The sequence below is a fragment of the Bradyrhizobium sp. USDA 4451 genome, from assembly GCF_054822585.1.
Genome location: NZ_JBTRCH010000001.1, coordinates 1302794 through 1319803, shown reverse-complemented (window position 1 = coordinate 1319803; position 17010 = coordinate 1302794). Strand labels below are relative to the sequence as shown.

The window sequence follows — 17010 nt, the reverse complement described above, 5'->3', positions numbered from 1 at the left end:
CCCTGCTTTCGCAGGGACGACAGCTCTATTCGCTCCGCCCCGTCCCATCATTCAGCCAGCACGCTACCTGATGCCCGGGGCCGGCTGCCTGCAGCGCCGGCCGCTCGGTCTTGCAGCGATCCATCGCGTAGCGGCAGCGGGTGTGGAAGGCGCAGCCTGACGGCGGGTTGATCGGGCTCGGCACATCGCCGTCGATCAGCGGCGCGGTGCGTCTGGCCTTCGGATCGGCGATCGGCACCGAGGCGAGCAAGGCTTGCGTATAGGGATGGCGCGGGTCGGCAAACAGCTCGTGCTTGTCGGCGATCTCGACAATACGGCCGAGATACATCACGGCGACGCGGTGGCTGATATGGGCGACGACCGCGAGGTCGTGCGCGATGAACAGGTAGGAAAAGTTCTGCCTGCGCTGCAGGTCGATCAACAGATTGATCACCTGCGCCTGGATCGAGACGTCGAGCGCCGAGACCGGCTCGTCGCAGACGATCAGCCGCGGCCCAAGCGACAGCGCGCGCGCGATGCAGATGCGCTGGCGCTGGCCGCCGGAGAACTGGTGCGGAAAGTTCTTCATCTGGTCGGGCCGCAGACCGACCTGCTGGAACAGCTCCGCGACGCGCTCCTGCTTCTTCACTCCGGTTGCAATGCCGTGCACGCTCAAGGGCTCGCCGACGATGTCGCCCGCCGTCATGCGCGGGTTGAGCGAGGCGAACGGGTCCTGGAACACGATCTGCATCGAGCGGCGATGCGGCCGCAGCGCAGTCTTGCTGAGCGGCGCGATATCCTCGCCGTCGAGCTTGATCGCACCGCTGGTCGGCTCGACCAGCCGCAGCACGGTGCGCGCCACCGTCGACTTTCCGCAGCCGGATTCGCCGACCAGGCCGAGCGTCTCGCCGGCGCCGAGCGCAAAGCTGACGCCGTCGACCGCATGCACGGTGCCGACCTGCCGGCGCAGCACGCCGCCGCGCACCGTATAATGCTTGACGAGATCGGTGACCTCGAGGAGCGGGCGTTGCGTGGTCATGACGCCTCCGCCAGCTCGCCGGCGCGCCAGCATGCCGCCCAGTGGTTGGGTCTGACCTCGTCGAGCGGCGGATATTCCTGGCGGCAGCGATCGATCGCCAGCTTGCAGCGCGGCGCAAAGGCGCAGCCGGGCGGCAGGTTGGTCAGCGACGGCACCATGCCGGGAATTTCGTTCAGCCGTGCGTCGCTCTCTGCGCCGAGCGCGATCACGGCCGGCATCGAGGCCATCAGCCCGCGGGTGTAGGGATGCAGCGGCGTCTCGAACAGCGATTCGACCGTCGCCTCTTCGACCTTCTTGCCGGCATACATCACGATCACGCGCTGCGCGGTCTGCGCGACGACGCCGAGGTCGTGGGTGATCAGGATCAACCCGGTGCCGAGCCGCTGCTGCAGATCGACGATCAGCGCCAGGATCTGCGCCTGGATGGTGACGTCGAGCGCGGTGGTCGGTTCGTCCGCGATCAATAGCGCCGGCCGGCACGCCAGCGCCATCGCGATCATCGCGCGCTGGCGCATGCCGCCGGAGAGTTGATGCGGATATTCCTGGGCGCGGCGCTCCGGTTCCGGAATGCGCACCAGCCGCAGCATGTCGACGGCTTGTTTCCAGGCTTCCTTGCCGCTCACGTTCTGGTGTAGCCGCACCGCCTCGATGATCTGGTCGCCGATCCGCATCACCGGATTGAGCGAGGTCATCGGCTCCTGGAAGATCATCGAGATGCGGTTGCCCCTGATGTCGCGCATCGCGGCATCGTCGAGCTTCAACAGGTCGGTGCCTTCGAGTGTCACCGAGCCACCGACGATGCGGCCGGGCGGATCGGGCACTAGGCGCATGATCGAGAGCGCGCTGACGCTCTTGCCGCAGCCGGACTCGCCGACGATCGCCAGCGTCTCGCCGCGGCGGACCGAGAACGAGACGTCATCGACAGCGCGGAACAGGCCGGAATTGGTGAAGAACACCGTTTGCAGGTTCTTCACCTCGAGAACCGTATCGAGCGTCTTAGCCTCGGTCATCAGCCGCGCTGCCTCGGATCGAGGATGTCGCGCAGGGCATCGCCGAACAGATTGGTGCCGAACACTGCGAGGCTGATCGCGATGCCGGGGAAGATCACCAGCCACGGCGCGGTGCGGACATATTCGGCGGCGGATTCCGACAGCATGCGGCCCCATGACGGATAGGGTTCGGGGATGCCGAGGCCAAGGAACGACAGCGATGCCTCGGTCAGGATGGTCGAGCCGAGCTGCGCGGTGGCGAGCACGATCAAGGGGGCGATGGTGTTCGGCAGCACGTGGCGCAGCGCGATCCGCATCTCGCTCATGCCGATCGATTTGGCGGCTTCCACGAACGGCTGTTCGCGGAGCGCCAGCGTGTTGGCGCGGATCACACGGGCAACGGTCGGGATCAGGGGGATGGCGATCGCGAGGATCACGTTGGGTAGCGACGGGCCGAGCGCCGCCGTCATCACCAGCGCGAGCACCAGCAGCGGCAGCGATTGCAGGATATCGGTCACGCGCTGGAACACGAGATCGACCCAGCCGGAGAGATATCCGGAGGCGAGACCGACGATCACGCCGAGCGTGGCGCCAAGCGTCGTGGAGCCGATGCCGACCGCGAGCGAGATCCGCGCGCCATGGATGATGCGGCTCCAGACGTCGCGGCCGAAGGAGTCGGTGCCGAACCAGTGCAGCGCGGAGGGGGCGGCCAGGCGGTGTGCGGAATCGACGGTCAGCGGATCGTAGCGGCTGATGACGTCGGCGAAGATCGCGGTCAGCACGAACAACAGCATGATGACAAGGCCGATCGTGCCGAGCACGTGCCGTTGCGCCAGGAACGCAAACCGTCCCCAGCCGCCGGTGGCGTTGGCCCCGGCGCGTCGCAATTCACTTTCGAAGTTAATCGTCGCCACGCCGCCTCTTTAGTTGAGCATGATCATATCGGAAAACCGGTTTCCACTTTTCCTGATCATGCTAGTCTCCGAACCGGATACGTGGATCGATCGCCGCATAAAGCATGTCGACGATGAAATTCACCATGACGACGACGACCGCGATGAACATCACGAGGTTCTGCACAATCGGGTAGTCGCGCCAGCGCAGCGCCTCGACCAGGAAGCGTGCGATGCCGGGTATGTTGAAAACGGTCTCGGTCACGATCAGGCCGCCGATCAGGAACGCGGCCTCGATGCCGATCACGGTGATGACCGGCAGCACCGCGTTCTTCAGCGCGTGGTGATAGTTCACCGAGGCCTCGGAGGCGCCCTTGGCGCGCGCGGTGCGGATATAGTCCTGGCGCAGGATCTCCAGCATCGAGGAGCGGGTGATGCGCATGGTCAGCGCCGCGCTGCGGAAGCCGACCGCCATTGCCGGCACCGCATAGATGGTCAGCGCCTCGAGCCAGGTCGTCGGGTTCGGATTGAAGATCGGCATGGTGCCGAACAGCGACACCGAGGCCATCAGGATCAACAGGCCGAGCCAGAACGACGGCAGCGACAGGCCGCTGAGGCTGACGATGCGCAGCGCATAATCGAGTTTCGAGCCCTGATGCACGGCGCTGATCACACCGAGCGGGATGCCGATCGAGGCGGAGAACAGCAGCGCAAGTCCCGCCAGCCGCGCGGTGATCGGAATCCGCGGCAGGATCTCCTCCAGCGCCGGTTTCTCCGAGACGTAGGAATAGCCGAGGTCGCCGTGCAAGAGGCCGCCGACCCAATGCAGATACTGGATCACGATCGGCTGGCTCAGGCCAAGCTCGCGCTCGAGATTGGCCTTGTCGGCGGGATCGACGAAGCCCGCGGCGTCGAACAGGATGTCGACGATGTTGCCAGGCACCACGCGCAGCAGCGCGAAGATGATGACCGAGATCCCGAACAGGGTCACGAGCATCAGGAACAGCCGCCGCACGATATAGGCAAACACCCTGGCTCTCTCCCTGATCTCGCCTGTGGCTTTCTTTTGACGCGTTTTCTTGACGCGAACCGGTATCCACTTCGCTCGAAAACGCTATGCCTATTTATCCAGCCAGACGTCCTCGTAACGATAGCCGTTATACGAGCTGTTGGACATGATCGTGACATTCTTCACGTAAGGCTTCCAGCAGGTGCCGGTGCGGGCATGGAAGATGATCGGACGGGCGACGTCCTCTTGCAGCTTCTTGTCGATCTCCCAGACCAGTTTCTTGCGCTTGTCGAGGTTGGTCTCCTCGGACTGCTGGTCGAACAGCTTCTCGATCTCCTTGTTGCAATAATTGGTGTAGTTCCGCTCCGAGCCGCAGGCATAATTCTCGTAGAACGATTGGTCCGGTTCGTCGACGGCGTTGCCGGTGAGGTTGAGGCCGAGCGAGTAGTCCTTGCGGGCGATCTTCGGGAACCATTGCGCGGTGTCGACGACGTCGAGCTCGGCGTCGATATAGATGCTCTTGATCTGGTCGATCAGGATGATCGCGGGATCGCGGTAGACTGCGATGTTGCGGGTCGACACCTTGATCTGCAGATGCTTGTCCGGGCCATAGCCCGCCTTCTGCATCAGCTTGCGCGCTTCCTCGCGGTTCTTCTCGACGTCGGGACCGTAGCCGGGGATGGATTCCAGCATGTCCTTCGGCATCGCCCACAACCCGTCCGGCGCCGGCTCCATGGTGCCGCCGATGTCGCCCTGGCCCTCGAACATGATCTGGATGAACGCCTTGCGGTCGAGCGCCAGCGCCAGCGCGCGGCGGACATCGAGGTTGTCGAATGGCGGTGCGGTCGAATTGATGATGATGTTGGTGGAGACGTTGTTCGGCTCCACCACGCAGACCGCATTCGGGTCCTGCGACTCGACGTCCTTGAACAGCGGAATTGAGACCTCGGTCGGGAACGTCATATCGAACTTGCCGGAGACGAAGCCGAGGATCGCGGTCGAACGGTTCGGGATGATGGTGAACTCGATGCCGTCGAGATAGGGCAGGCCCTTCTTGAAGTAATCGGGGTTTTTCGTGAGCTTGATCGATTCGTTGGCCTTGAACTCGACGAACTTGAACGGCCCGGTGCCGACAGGCTTGGTACGCATCTCTGCCGGCGACACATGGCAGGGATAGACCGGCGAATAGCCCGAGGCGAGCAGCGACAATAGCGCCGGCTGCGGCCGCTTCAGCTTGAACGACGCCTCATAGTCGCCGTTGGTGGTCACCTCGTCGACTTGGTCGTACCAGGACTTGCGCGGGTTCTGCCGCAACTTCTGCTGCGACTTGCCCATCAGCATGTCGAAGGTGCATTTGACGTCGGCCGCGGTGAACGGCTTGCCGTCATGCCACTTCACGTCCTTGCGCAGCTTGAAGGTCAGCGTCTTGTTGTCGCCGCTCCAGGCCCAGCTTTCCGCGAGCTCGGGCCGGATCGTGCTGGTGCTGTTCTGGGCGATGTGCTGGTCGAAGATGACGAGGTTGTTGAAGATCGGCATGAACGGAACGTTCAGCGAATAGGTCGCGCCCTCGTGGATCGAGGCACTTCCGGGACTGTCGCGGTGATAGATCCTGAAGATGCCGCCGGATTTCGGCTCGGCTGCACGTGATACGTCACTGACGGTCAACACAGACAACACCGCAACGGCCAGCGCTTGCACGCTCCGCATGGTCCCCTCCCGCATGTCGGTCTCAATGGCCGATTGGCATCGACGATACCACGGTGAGCCTGTCGGGCAACCAGCGAGGGCCGCGAAGGGATTGGCAATTCGGATGACGCGAGTGCATTAAAATTTCCACGGACTGGGAATGTTGACTGTGATGGCGCGGAACTCGGGTTGTTTTGCTATGCAGTGACGCATCTCCGCTTGAATTCGATTGCGAGCGCCGACGCGTGCGCTGTGAAGCAGTCCGCTATCAGCGACAGTTTGTCGCCGATTACGGTGTGGCTGCCGATTCGTTCTCCGTCATCCTGAGGAGCGCGAAGCGCGTCTCGAAGGATGAACGGCCCCGCTGGCGGCCGCCGATCCTTCGAGACGCGCGCAAGAGCGCGCTCCTCAGGATGACGGTGAGAGAGCATTGTCGTCCTTCACTCCGCCGCCTGCGACGAGGGTGGGCTCACGCTCGCGACGCCATCGGCATCCGTCGCCGAGATCGTGGTGCGGATCATCAGGCGGCCTTCATGTGCCGGCCAGGGGCGGCCGCGATGCATGGTGGCGCGGTTGTCCCACATTACGACATCGCCCTGCTTCCATTGATGCAGATAGCTGACGCCGGGCGCGGTCGCAGCCTCGGTCAGTTGCTCGATCAGCGCCTTGCCGGCCTCGGCATCCATGCCCTCGACGCCATAGGCGTGGGAGGCGAGATACAGCGCGCCGCGGCCGTTGACCGGATTGCGCCACACCATGCGCCAGCACACCGGCGGCAGCGCATCGACTTCCTCTGACGTCGCGAGGCCGGCTGCGACCTTGCTGCGCGAGTGCGCGTAGGAGTGCCAGGCGAACGAGTTCTCCAGCCGCTTCGCCACATCCTTGTCGAGCCGCTCGAAGGCCAGCCGCATCGAGACGAACTCGGTCTCGCCGCCATGTTCGGGGATGATGCGCGCCGACAGGATCGAGGTCAGCGCCGGCACGCGCTTGAAGGACGAGTCGGTGTGCCAGAGCTGGTTGGCCCGGGCGCGCAGCTGCTGCCGGTGGTCGGATGGCACCACCTTGCCGTCGGGCCCGAAGGTCGAGAGGATCACGAAATGCGAGCCGGTGCCCATCGAGCCGACCTTGGTCGTCTCGGGCGGACCGAAGCGGCGCGAAAAGGCGAGCTGGATGTCGTCGCTGACCTCCTGGCCGCGGAACACCAGCACCGAATGTTCCTCGAACGCCGCGCGCACCGCGGCATAGGCCGCATCGCTGGCCGCGACATCCGACAGCGTCACGCCGCGCAGTTCGGCGCCGAAGCCCGGCTTGAGTGGAATCACTTCCATCGGCACATTCTCCCTGACTTTTCTTGTTAGGCCGAGGTTAGGGGAAAAGCTCGCCGGCGGCAACGCGGCCCACGCCGCCTCACCCCATCGCGATCAGATTGTGCCGCGCGCGCCGATCGGCGACCTCGATGCGTTGCGTGACGAAGGCGAACAGCGCCCAGCTGGCGTGGAACGCGACTCCGGCCAGGATCACGATCTCTCCGGGTATCGGGCCGATCGAAGCGCGGTCCCAGATCGCGCTCATCGTGGTCAGTGGTAGCGGATGGATCGCGAGCTTGCCGTAATAGGCGATGGCCTGGATCGCGAAGATCCAGCCATAGGTCCGGCGCAGCCGCCGGCCGACCGCACGCGCAAAGCTGATGTGATAGCTCGGTTTGCGATAGTCGTTGGCGAGCAGCTCAGTCCATGGCGCAGTCGGCGAGGGGTCTTCGCCGCGGATCATCGGCGCGTAGAAATCAGTTTCGAGCAGTCGTGCCCGGGCGCGCCACACATTGAAGTAGCGATAGCGCCTTGCTTCGAACAGCAGGAAGACGGTGACCAGCAGGCCGACCAGCACCATCGGCAGGGGCGAAGCATCCGCGTTGCTATAGGTCGCCGACAGCGCGATCCCGGTCGTGACCACCGCCCAGTTGGTCGAACTGTCGAGGCGGGTGCGCCAGACCGTGCTGCGATAGACTTCGCCGCGATAGAGGTGGGCGAGCGCGCCGATCTCGGCGGCAGTGAATTCGAGCCTTCCGGCCTGCACCGGCTGGGGCTCGCGCGGCTGGGGCGACGGCATGGCGGCCTCCGGCGAAGCTGGCTTGCAATGGCGGAGCATAACGCCGAATCCGCGCGGCGGGCGAGTCTGTTACGTCGCCCGCCGTTCCCGGCCGCGCGCCCCGGCTCGCCGCGCCGCCAGACTCAGACGATCCGCGAGGTCTTGTTGCCCCAGTAGCGATCGCGCAGCAGGCGCTTGTAGAGCTTCCCGGTCGGCAGCCGTGGCAGCTCGGCCTCGAAATCCACCGAGCGCGGCACCTTCTGGCGCGACAGCGAGCTCGCGCAGAACGCGATCAGCTCCTCGGCGAGCTCCGGTCCCGGCGCGATGCCCTCGGCCGGCTGCACCACCGCCTTCACCTCCTCGCCGAGATCGACATTGGGCACGCCGAACACCGCGGCGTCGGCGACCTTGGGATGGGTGATCAGGAGGTTTTCGCATTCCTGCGGATAGATATTCACGCCGCCGGAGATGATCATGAAGGTGGCGCGATCGGTCAGATAGAGGAAGTTGTCGTCGTCGACATAGCCGACGTCGCCGACCGTGCTCATGCTGCCGTCGGCCGAGCGCGCCTCGCTGGTCTTGGCCGGATCGTTGAAATATTCGAACGGCGTGGCGGTCTTGAACCACACGGTGCCCGGCGTGCCCTTCGGGCAGGGCTTCATGTTCTCGTCGAGAATGTGCAGGTCTCCGAGCAGCACCCTGCCGACGGTGCCGCGATGCGCCAGCCACTCCTCACTGTTGCAGGCGGTGAAGCCGAGGCCTTCGGTCGCGCCGTAATATTCGTGGATGATCGGCCCCCACCATCTGATCATGTCATCCTTGACCAGCGCCGGGCAGGGCGCGGCGGCATGGATCGCGATCTCGAGCGTCGACAGATCGTAACGGGTGCGGACCTCCTCGGGCAGCTTCAGCATGCGCGAGAACATCGTCGGCACCAGCTGGCTGTGAGTGATGCCCCATTGCTCGACCAGCTGGAGATACCGTTCGGGATCGAAGCTCTCCATGATGACGACGGTGCCACCCATTCGGATGGTCAGATTGACCGCGGCCTGCGGTGCCGAGTGATAGAGCGGCGCCGGCGACAGGTAGACCATGCCCTCGCGGTAGTGCCAGAGCTTGGTCAGGAAATCGAACAGCGGCAGGTTTTGCGATGGCGGCTGCTCCGGAAGCGGCCGCACGATGCCCTTGGGACGGCCCGTGGTGCCGGAGGAATACAGCATCGCGGTGCCGGCATATTCGTCCGCGATCGGCGTTGCCGACAGCCCGGCGGTCGCGTCGCGCAATCCGACGATGCGCGCGCTCTCGCTGTCGCTGTCGACCACGATGCAGAGCTCGACCTGCGGGCACTCCTTCAGTGCCTCGCGTGCGATCTCGAGCTTCAGCTTCGAGGTGATCAGGATTCGCGACTGGCTGTTGGTCAGGATGTAGGCGAGCTCGCCCGGCGTGAGGAAGGAATTGACGCAGGTGAAATAGAGGCCCGACCGCTCACCGGCACCACAGGCCTCGAGGTAGCGGTTGTTATTCTCCATGAAGATCGAATAATGATCGAGCCGCTTCATGCCGCGGTTGCGGAACAGGTGCGCGAGGCGGTTGCTGCGCGCCTCGAGTTCGCGATAGGTGACGATCTCGCCGGTGCCGGCCATGATGAAGGCGGGCTGCAGCGGGCGCAGGTAAGCGTGCTTGCCGGTGTACATCGAACTCCAGATCCCCCTCAATCTTTGCCTTAAGCCGCCATCTCCAGAATCTCGCGAACCTCTGAGGGATCGTCGATCTTGCGCGGATTGCGTGGCACCCAGGGCGTGCGCATCGCACCCGCAGCGATGCGATCGAAATGTTGGGGGCCGACGTGCACCTCACGCAGGCTGCGCGGCATGCCGAGGTCGCGGATCAAGCGGTCGAGCACGTCGCCGGCGTCCTTGCCGGGATGCCCCATCGCGGCGGCGACCAGCGCCTGACGGTCGGCATTGTCGCGCTTGTTCCAGCGCATCACCGCGGGCAGCATCACGCATGAGGTGTAGCCATGCGGCACGTCGAACTCGGCGCCGAGCACATAGCCGATGCCGTGGCTCGCGCCCATCGGTACGCCCGATGCAAGCGGGCCGGTCGAGAGCCAGGTGCCGATCTGGCAATCCATCCGCGCCGAGATGTCCTTCGGATTGGCCTTCACGCGCGGCAGGCCGGCCGCCAGCATCTCGAGCCCCTTCAGCGCCTGCGCATCGCCATAGGGATGCGCCTCGCGCGAGCAGATGCCCTCGACGCAATGATCGACAGCGCGGATACCGGTCGACAGGAACAACCATTCCGGCGTGTGCACCGACAATTCCGGATCGAGGATGGTGGCGCGCGGCATCACCAGCGGATGGCGCAGCATCTCCTTCTGCCGCTTGGCCTCGTTGGTGACGCCGGCGATCGAGGAGAACTCGCCCCCGGCGATCGTGGTCGGCACGCTGATCTGGCGCACGACGGGCGGCTTCATTTCGGGCGAGACGCCGCCGCGGGTGCGGATCGTGTCGATGCCGTCGGATGTGGTGACGTCGTTGGCAAGGCAGAGCTGCACCGCCTTGGCGCCGTCGGTGATCGAGCCGCCGCCGATAGTGACGATCAGATCGGCCTTCGCAGCGCGGGCCTGCTCCGTGGCCGCGATGACAGCGGCGCGCGGCGTATGTGCCGGCATCCTGTCGAAGGTGCCGACGCAGCGTGGGCCGAGCGCGCGGCGGATCTTCTCGATCTCATCGGTGCCGCGGTTCAGCGTGCCCGACACCATCAGGAAGGCGCGCGCGGCGCCGAGCCGGTCCAGTTGCTCGACGATGGCCTCACAAGCGGGCCGCCCGAACACGACCTCCTCCATGGCGCCGAATACGACACGGCCTTGGTGCACGCGGGTCTCCTCCCTCAATCCGGTCCGCCTTGCTGGCGGTTCTTTGCGGAGAGGTTAGCGGAGGAAATCGGGGTCGTCATCAGGGCTCCTCGGTTGCGCAATCGGCGCTCCGTATCCACCGCCGTCGTCCTGGCGTAAGCCAGGGGACCCATAACCACCGCATTCGGTGGTGAACGGGACTGCGGCCGCAGCGTCGCGCAGCAATTGAGATCTCGGGTAAGGGGTCCTGGCTTTCGCCAGGACGACATCGAATGTGTGGCGCGCCTTGTGGATCGTAGATCCGCAATCTCGCTGCCCATTGCGTCCGAGTCTTGCGTTTAGTTGCCCTGCTTCATGGAGTAGGCAGAAGGAAGCTCGGACAGATCATGTCGCGAGACAGAGCGCGCCGAAGCCGGGCCGCGCTTACTTCACCGCGGAGAAGCGGGTGTCGAACGAGTTGGTCTGAACCACAGGTGCGGAGCCGGCGAGCTGGGTCGACGAGGTCGGAGCCGGTGCGGCGGCTGCGGTGTCGGTCGCCTGCGGCTTCGGCGCGGGCTTGGCGGCTTGCTTCGGCTCCGCCTTCGGGGCGACGCGAACCACCGATTGCGGCTTGGCTTCGGCGACCTTCGCCTTGGCGGGCGTGGCAGCGGCCGGCGCCGGCGCGGTCGCCTTGCTGGCGTCGGCGGTGGCGCCGCCGATGCCGACCTTGCGGGCAAAGCTCGAGAAGAAGCCTTCGGACTTGTCGGACGCATTCGCCGAAGCGACGCGGGTGTTGGCCGCAGGTGCGGTCGAGGAGGTCGTCGCCACCACCGGCTCTTCCTGCTGGACCGCGAGATTGGGCCGCGGCGGATTGACCGTGCCGGGGATCGTGCCGGGCGCGCGCGCCAGCGCCATCGAGGCCAGCGCCTGGCTGTCACCACCTTCGGACAGGCCGGTGTTTCCTTCCGGAATCTTGGAGGCGAAGATCGCGTTCATGCCGCCGTCGATGCCGGTGTTGAGGCGCGCCACCGGCGTGCCCTTGGACACCAGCTTGGCGATCTCGGCGTCGTCGCGCTGCTGCTTCTCGCGCACCGCGCTCGTGATCTCCTCGGGGATCACATAGGCCGGGCACTTCGCCGACGCGTTGAACACCGGATCGCGGGTCGCATCCGGCGGCTTCACCGCATCGAACACGTATTTCTTCTCGCAGAAGTCGACCTTCGGCTCCTGCTTCGTCACCTCGAAATGATCATTGCCTTCCTTGATCATCTTCCAGAAAGGCATGTTCGGGTTGTTGCGATGCTTGGCCATGTTCACCGGCGTCATCCGGAATGGATAGGCCTGGAACTGGAACGCCTTCTGGCCGCCGAAGAAGGATTCGCGACCGAGCGAGTAGATCTCGGCGATCTGCTCGTCGGTCATCGCGTAGCAGCCGCGCGACGAGCAGTCGCCATGCACCATCAGCTCCGAGCCGGTTCGGCCGAGCGCCTTGTCGAAGGCGTTGGGATAGCCGGTGTTGAACGAGAGATAGTAGGCCGACTGCGGATTCATCTGGCTCGGGTTGATGGAATAGAATCCTTCCGGCGCCTGGCGGTCGCCTTCGCGGACCTTGGGGCCGAGGTCGCCCGACCAGCGGCAGATCGGATAGGTCTTGAGCAGCGCGAACTGACCGGATCGGGTCTGCTTCCAGACCTCGAGCTCGGCCTCCTGCTTGAACAGGCGGACCAGGATCGGCGACTGCAGATCCATGTCCTTCTCGGCCATGGCGGCGACGAGCTTTGGCGGGACCGGCTGGTTGGCCTTGGCGTTCTGGGCGAGCGAGATCTGGTCGCTGTCACAACCGGCGAGCATGACGCCCGCGGCGAGGACTGCCGAAGTCAGAAGCGCGCGTACGAGCGTGCGATGAGTCAAGTCCGAGCTCCACACCCACCGGGCGATTTTCGCGACCCCAACACGGCGAATATGCCCTGAAGCCATTGTGTAAAATATTAGCCTTCGACCACCCCTGCTCGCAACCTGAACCGGGGCTGACAGCCTTCACGGTAGCAGGCATGGTTCAAGGAACGTTAAAGACCCGGCTCGGGGCCCAATTGCGGCAAAATTGGTCGATTTGGGCGAAAAATCCGACCGTTTGGGCGCTTCAGCCCAGCTTGCGGCCGATATCGAGGAACTTTTGGCGTCGCTGTTTGCGAATCGCGTCCGGATCAAGATTTCGTAGGTCGTTGAGTGCCTGGGCGATTGCGTCGCCGGTGGTCGCGATCATCGCGGCGGGGTCGCGATGCGCGCCGCCGGAGGGCTCCTTGAGGATCTGGTCGATCACGCCGAAGCGCAGCATGTCCTGCGCGGTGATCTTCATGCTGTTGGCGGCTTCCTGCGCCTTGCTGCCGTCGCGCCACAGGATCGAGGAGGCCGCCTCCGGCGAGATCACGCTGTAGATCGCGTGCTCCATCATCAGGACGCGGTTGGCGGTGGTGATCGCGATCGCGCCGCCCGACATGCCCTCGCCGGTGACGATCGCGACATTGGGCACGCCGAGTGACAGGCAGGCGTCGGTCGAGCGCGCGATCGCCTCGGCCTGGCCCCGCTCCTCCGCGCCGATGCCGGGATAGGCGCCGGCGGAATCGACGATCGACAGCACCGGGATGCCGAAGCGATCGGCCATCTCCATCAGGCGCACCGCCTTGCGGTAGCCTTCGGGACGCGCCATGCCGAAATTGTGCTTGATGCGGCTGTCGGTGGTGGCGCCCTTCTCCTGGCCGACCACGCAGATGCTCTCGCCGCGGAAGCGGCCGAAGCCGCCGATCAGCGCCTCGTCGTCGGCGAATTTGCGGTCGCCGGCCATCGGCGTGAATTCGGTGATCAGGCCACTGACGAAATCGGTGAAGTGCGGCCGCTGCGGATGCCGCGCCACCAGCGTCTTCTGCCACGGTGTCAGATTGGCATAGAGGTCGGTCAGCGCCTGCGCCGCCTTGTCCTCGATCCGCGCGACCTCGTCACCGATGTCGCTGCCGCTGGCGGCAAGCGTACGCAACTCGTCGATCTTGGATTCAAGCTCGGCGACCGGTTTTTCGAAGTCGAGATAGCTGCGCATCGGGTCGGGCATCAACTCAATATAGGGAGGAACAATGCGAGGGGCGAAGCGGATTCGGCGGTGACAAGAGAAGTTTTGTAACTTCAATCGGTTAACGCGCATTCAGCGGAATGCACGCTTCGGGATCGCAGGCAGGCCACGCTCTTTCTGCGGAGACGGCGCGGAAGTCAAGGCGGATCAGGTGGAGGTATCGAGGTCTCCAACGCTCGTAGCCCGGATGGAGCGAAGCGTAATCCGGGGTAGATCGGGCTACGGATGCTCTGTCCCGGATTGCGCTGCGCTTCACCCGGGCTACGGGGCCTGCGGCGTTTCCGCCAGCGGATGCAGGTCGCGGATCAGGCTCTTCAGCCGCTCCTCGACCACATGGGTGTAGATCTGGGTGGTCGAGATATCGGTATGGCCGAGCAGGGTCTGCACGATGCGCAAATCCGCGCCATTGTGCAGCAGATGGCTGGCGAACGCATGACGCAGCACGTGCGGGGAGACCAGCCGGGGCGCAAGGCCGGAAGCCGCCGCGAGCTCCTTCAGGTCGCGGGCAAAATGCTGCCGGGTCAAATGGCCGCTCTCGCCGGAGGACGGAAACAGCCATTTCGATGCTGCTGCCTTCTTCGCCTTCGGCTGCATCACCTCCAACGCGGCGAGGTAGTCCGCCATCGCCTGGCGCGAGGCCTCGTTCAGCGGCACCAGCCGCTCCTTGTTGCCCTTGCCCGCGCACCACGATCATCCGCGCATCGCGCCGCGCCGCGGAGACCGGCAGCGACACCAGCTCGGAGACGCGCAGGCCGGTGGCGTAGAGCACTTCGAGCAGGCAATACAGCCGCAGCGCGCGCAGCCGCTGCGCCGGCGAGACATCGGTCCGGGTCAGTTCCTTGGCACGGGTCAGCATGCGGTCGACGTCGGCGATCGACAGCACCTTGGGCAGGCCGCGGCCGCGCTTCGGCCCGGACAGGATCGCCGCCGGATCGTCGGTTCGGACCTGCTCGTTGAGCAGGAAGCGGTAGAGATGCCGCATCGCCGACAGCCGCCGCGCCACGCTGGTCGACTTGAAGCCCCTGGTATCGAGGTCAGCGAGGTAGCCGCGCAGCGCCTCGGTGTCGGCAGTGCTGAAATCGGCGCCGGCATGGGCGAGGTAACCGGAGAAATCGGTGAGGTCGCGCCGGTAGGCGTCGAGCGTGTTGCGGCCTGCGCCCTGTTCCGCGGCGAGCATATCGAGGAACAACGCGGTCAGTTTGGCGTCGGAGGACTTGGCGGGTGTCCCGGCTTGGGGCTTGGCGGGAATCTTGGCTGCTACGGGCATGCCGAAATCATAGCGGCTATTTCTTGAGGAACTTATCCGGCGGAATGGTCACGGTCATTTCCCGCGGTTTCGGCTGCACGAAATTCGCCAGCGCGAAGACGATGCCGTACCCGATCCCGAAAATCACGGCGACGACCGTCAGGAAGCGGAACAGGCTGGGCATAGAGGCGACTCGGGCGGCGAATTAACCAATGAAATCATCCAACATGTTCCCCGCGCGGTTGCAAGAGTCGCTGGTAACGGTATCGCCGGGGGTAGTATAGGTGGCTCGAATTCCAAACAATTCGTCCCAATATCCGAGCTTTTTGATGTCCGACGCAGCCGTACCGGCGCCCACCCACCCGACCCTGGAGGCCGATATCGCGGCCGCGCTGGGGCTGCGGTCGATCGTGCTGGTCGGCATGATGGGGGCCGGCAAGTCGACCATCGGCCGGCGGATGGCGGCGCGGCTCAAGCTGCCCTTTGCCGATGCCGACACCGAGATCGAGGCGGCGGCCCGCATGACGATCCCGGAGATCTTCGAAACCCATGGCGAGCCCTATTTCCGCGACGGCGAGGCGCGGGTGATCGCCCGCATCCTCGACAGCGGCCCGGTCGTACTGGCCACCGGCGGCGGCGCCTTCATGCGCGATGAGACCCGCAACCGGATCCGCGACCGCGCGATCTCGATCTGGCTCAAGGCCGACAGTGATATCATCATGCGCCGGGTCCGCCGCCGCGCCGACCGTCCGCTGCTGCAGACCGCCGACCCGGAAGCGACCGTCAACCGGCTGCTCAGCGAGCGCGAGCCGGTCTACAGGAATGCCGACCTGACGATTGCCTCGCGCGACGTGCCGCACGATCGCATCGTCGACGAATGCCTCGCGGCCCTGCATGCGCATCTGTGCGGCGTGCGTCCGGCCGGCGGGCCGCCACCTGATGGATTGAACGCCACCTCATGACTGCGCCCTTGAAACACTCCGCCTCCGTTACCGTCGACGTCGCGCTCGGCGACCGTGCCTATGACATCGTCATCGGCCGCGACGTGCTGGCCTCGCTCGGCGAACGCGTCGCGGCGCTGCGGCCCGGCGTGCGCACCGCTATTGTCACCGACCGCACCGTCGCCAAGCACTGGCTGGAGCCGACCGAAGCGTCGCTTAAGGCCGCGGGCGTGCCGACATCGCGGATCGTCGTCGAGGAGGGCGAGGGCTCGAAGAGCTACGCGACGCTGACGCAGGTCAGCGAGGCGCTGATCGCGGCGAAGATCGAGCGCAACGATCTGGTGATCGCGCTGGGCGGCGGCGTGGTCGGCGATCTTGCCGGCTTCGCGGCCGCGATCCTGCGCCGCGGCGTCGATTTCGTGCAGGTGCCGACCTCGCTGCTGGCGCAGGTCGATTCCTCGGTCGGCGGCAAGACCGGCATCAACTCGCCGCAGGGCAAGAATTTGATCGGTGCCTTCCATCAGCCGGTGCTGGTCATCGCCGACACCTCGGTGCTCGATACGCTGTCGCCGCGCCAGTTCCGCGCCGGCTACGCCGAGGTCGCGAAATACGGCATCCTCGGCGACGAAGCGTTCTTCGCCTGGCTGGAGAAGAATCACGCCGACATCTTCGCGGGCGGCGCCGGGCGCGAGCACGCGATCGCCACCTCCTGCCGCGCCAAGGCCGGCGTCGTCTCCCGCGACGAGCGCGAGACCGGCGAACGTGCGCTGCTCAATCTCGGCCACACTTTCGGCCATGCGCTGGAAGCCGCGACCGGCTTCTCGGACCGCCTGTTCCACGGCGAGGGCGTTTCGGTCGGCATGGTGCTGGCGGCGGAATTCTCGGCGCAGCTCGGCATGATTTCGCCCGACGATGCGGCCCGCATCGCGCGTCATCTTTCCGCGGTAGGATTGCCGACACACCTGCAGGACATCGCAGGCTTCACGCAGGAAGGCCTTGCCGATGCCGACGCATTGCTGGCGCTGATGGCGCAGGACAAGAAGGTCAAGCGCGGCAAGCTCACTTTCATTCTGCTGGAAGCGGTCGGCCGCGCCGTGATTGCCAACAATGTCGAGCCGCAGCCGGTGCGCGACTTCCTGCAAGCCAAGCTCAAGGCCTAGAGCGGGATGACTCTTCTTCGAATCGT

Annotated in this window: 14 protein-coding genes and 1 pseudogene; 2 read left to right on the top strand and 13 right to left on the bottom strand. The window is 65.2% G+C overall.

The window, feature by feature from the left end; all coding sequences use genetic code 11:
* Positions 1 to 25: 25 nt before the first annotated feature.
* The 13 genes and pseudogenes from ACVMB0_RS06060 to ACVMB0_RS06000 form a co-directional block, all read right to left on the bottom strand.
* Positions 26 to 1018, bottom strand: a complete 993-nt coding sequence (locus ACVMB0_RS06060; RefSeq protein ID WP_461345621.1) for an ABC transporter ATP-binding protein — start codon at positions 1016 to 1018, stop codon at positions 26 to 28.
* Positions 1015 to 2028, bottom strand: coding sequence for an ABC transporter ATP-binding protein (locus tag ACVMB0_RS06055; protein ID WP_461345620.1), 1014 nt, complete (start codon positions 2026 to 2028; stop codon positions 1015 to 1017). Before ACVMB0_RS06055 ends, ACVMB0_RS06060 begins: the two co-directional genes overlap by 4 nt.
* On the bottom strand, positions 2028 to 2921 hold the full coding sequence (locus tag ACVMB0_RS06050; protein ID WP_461345619.1) for an ABC transporter permease: 894 nt from the start codon (positions 2919 to 2921) through the stop codon (positions 2028 to 2030). Before ACVMB0_RS06050 ends, ACVMB0_RS06055 begins: the two co-directional genes overlap by 1 nt.
* Before the next feature lie 61 nt (positions 2922 to 2982).
* A complete protein-coding gene (locus ACVMB0_RS06045) occupies positions 2983 to 3930 on the bottom strand; it encodes an ABC transporter permease (RefSeq protein ID WP_461345618.1) in 948 nt (315 codons plus the stop codon).
* A gap of 90 nt (positions 3931 to 4020) precedes the next feature.
* Positions 4021 to 5616: an ABC transporter substrate-binding protein gene (locus ACVMB0_RS06040; RefSeq protein ID WP_461345617.1), complete on the bottom strand. Its 1596-nt coding sequence runs from the start codon at positions 5614 to 5616 to the stop codon at positions 4021 to 4023.
* Positions 5617 to 6035: 419 nt separating this feature from the next.
* Positions 6036 to 6923: a TauD/TfdA dioxygenase family protein gene (locus ACVMB0_RS06035; protein WP_456751705.1), complete on the bottom strand. Its 888-nt coding sequence runs from the start codon at positions 6921 to 6923 to the stop codon at positions 6036 to 6038.
* Positions 6924 to 7002: 79 nt separating this feature from the next.
* On the bottom strand, positions 7003 to 7701 hold the full coding sequence (locus ACVMB0_RS06030; protein ID WP_456751706.1) for a DUF2270 domain-containing protein: 699 nt from the start codon (positions 7699 to 7701) through the stop codon (positions 7003 to 7005).
* Between the two features lie 122 nt (positions 7702 to 7823).
* Positions 7824 to 9374 carry an AMP-binding protein gene (locus tag ACVMB0_RS06025; RefSeq protein WP_461345616.1) on the bottom strand — a complete coding sequence of 517 codons (1551 nt, stop codon included), beginning with the start codon at positions 9372 to 9374 and terminating at the stop codon, positions 7824 to 7826.
* A gap of 29 nt (positions 9375 to 9403) precedes the next feature.
* Positions 9404 to 10558, bottom strand: coding sequence for an iron-containing alcohol dehydrogenase (locus tag ACVMB0_RS06020; protein WP_456751708.1), 1155 nt, complete (start codon positions 10556 to 10558; stop codon positions 9404 to 9406).
* Positions 10559 to 10960: 402 nt separating this feature from the next.
* On the bottom strand, positions 10961 to 12427 hold the full coding sequence (locus ACVMB0_RS06015) for a L,D-transpeptidase family protein (RefSeq protein ID WP_461345615.1): 1467 nt from the start codon (positions 12425 to 12427) through the stop codon (positions 10961 to 10963).
* A gap of 229 nt (positions 12428 to 12656) precedes the next feature.
* Complete coding sequence (locus tag ACVMB0_RS06010; protein ID WP_456751710.1) at positions 12657 to 13619, bottom strand: acetyl-CoA carboxylase carboxyltransferase subunit alpha; 963 nt, start codon at positions 13617 to 13619, stop codon at positions 12657 to 12659.
* 279 nt (positions 13620 to 13898) lie between these two features.
* Positions 13899 to 14904: pseudogene (xerD, locus tag ACVMB0_RS06005) on the bottom strand (site-specific tyrosine recombinase XerD).
* Positions 14905 to 14920: 16 nt separating this feature from the next.
* Positions 14921 to 15067, bottom strand: coding sequence for a hypothetical protein (locus ACVMB0_RS06000; protein WP_021081569.1), 147 nt, complete (start codon positions 15065 to 15067; stop codon positions 14921 to 14923).
* A 145-nt stretch (positions 15068 to 15212) separates the two neighbouring features.
* On the opposite strand from ACVMB0_RS06000, the gene ACVMB0_RS05995 reads away from it, so the two are divergent.
* The gene (locus ACVMB0_RS05995) at positions 15213 to 15845 is read left to right on the top strand and encodes a shikimate kinase (protein ID WP_461345614.1); all 633 of its coding nucleotides are present in this window, start codon (positions 15213 to 15215) and stop codon (positions 15843 to 15845) included.
* Positions 15842 to 16984 carry a 3-dehydroquinate synthase gene (aroB, locus tag ACVMB0_RS05990; RefSeq protein ID WP_461345613.1) on the top strand — a complete coding sequence of 381 codons (1143 nt, stop codon included), beginning with the start codon at positions 15842 to 15844 and terminating at the stop codon, positions 16982 to 16984. Before ACVMB0_RS05995 ends, aroB begins: the two co-directional genes overlap by 4 nt.
* The last annotated feature ends 26 nt before the right edge of the window (positions 16985 to 17010 follow it).

What these genes read in the sequence shown, in the direction of transcription:
- aroB (WP_461345613.1), top strand. Translation starts at nt 15,842, where the DNA reads ATGACTGCGCCCTTGAAACACTCCGCCTCCGTTACCGTCGACGTCGCG.
- ACVMB0_RS06030 (WP_456751706.1), bottom strand. Translation starts at nt 7,701, where the DNA reads ATGCCGTCGCCCCAGCCGCGCGAGCCCCAGCCGGTGCAGGCCGGAAGG.
- ACVMB0_RS06035 (WP_456751705.1), bottom strand. Translation starts at nt 6,923, where the DNA reads ATGGAAGTGATTCCACTCAAGCCGGGCTTCGGCGCCGAACTGCGCGGC.
- ACVMB0_RS06025 (WP_461345616.1), bottom strand. Translation starts at nt 9,374, where the DNA reads ATGTACACCGGCAAGCACGCTTACCTGCGCCCGCTGCAGCCCGCCTTC.
- ACVMB0_RS06010 (WP_456751710.1), bottom strand. Translation starts at nt 13,619, where the DNA reads ATGCCCGACCCGATGCGCAGCTATCTCGACTTCGAAAAACCGGTCGCC.
- ACVMB0_RS06055 (WP_461345620.1), bottom strand. Translation starts at nt 2,028, where the DNA reads ATGACCGAGGCTAAGACGCTCGATACGGTTCTCGAGGTGAAGAACCTG.
- ACVMB0_RS06060 (WP_461345621.1), bottom strand. Translation starts at nt 1,018, where the DNA reads ATGACCACGCAACGCCCGCTCCTCGAGGTCACCGATCTCGTCAAGCAT.
- ACVMB0_RS06040 (WP_461345617.1), bottom strand. Translation starts at nt 5,616, where the DNA reads ATGCGGAGCGTGCAAGCGCTGGCCGTTGCGGTGTTGTCTGTGTTGACC.
- ACVMB0_RS05995 (WP_461345614.1), top strand. Translation starts at nt 15,213, where the DNA reads ATGTCCGACGCAGCCGTACCGGCGCCCACCCACCCGACCCTGGAGGCC.
- ACVMB0_RS06000 (WP_021081569.1), bottom strand. Translation starts at nt 15,067, where the DNA reads ATGCCCAGCCTGTTCCGCTTCCTGACGGTCGTCGCCGTGATTTTCGGG.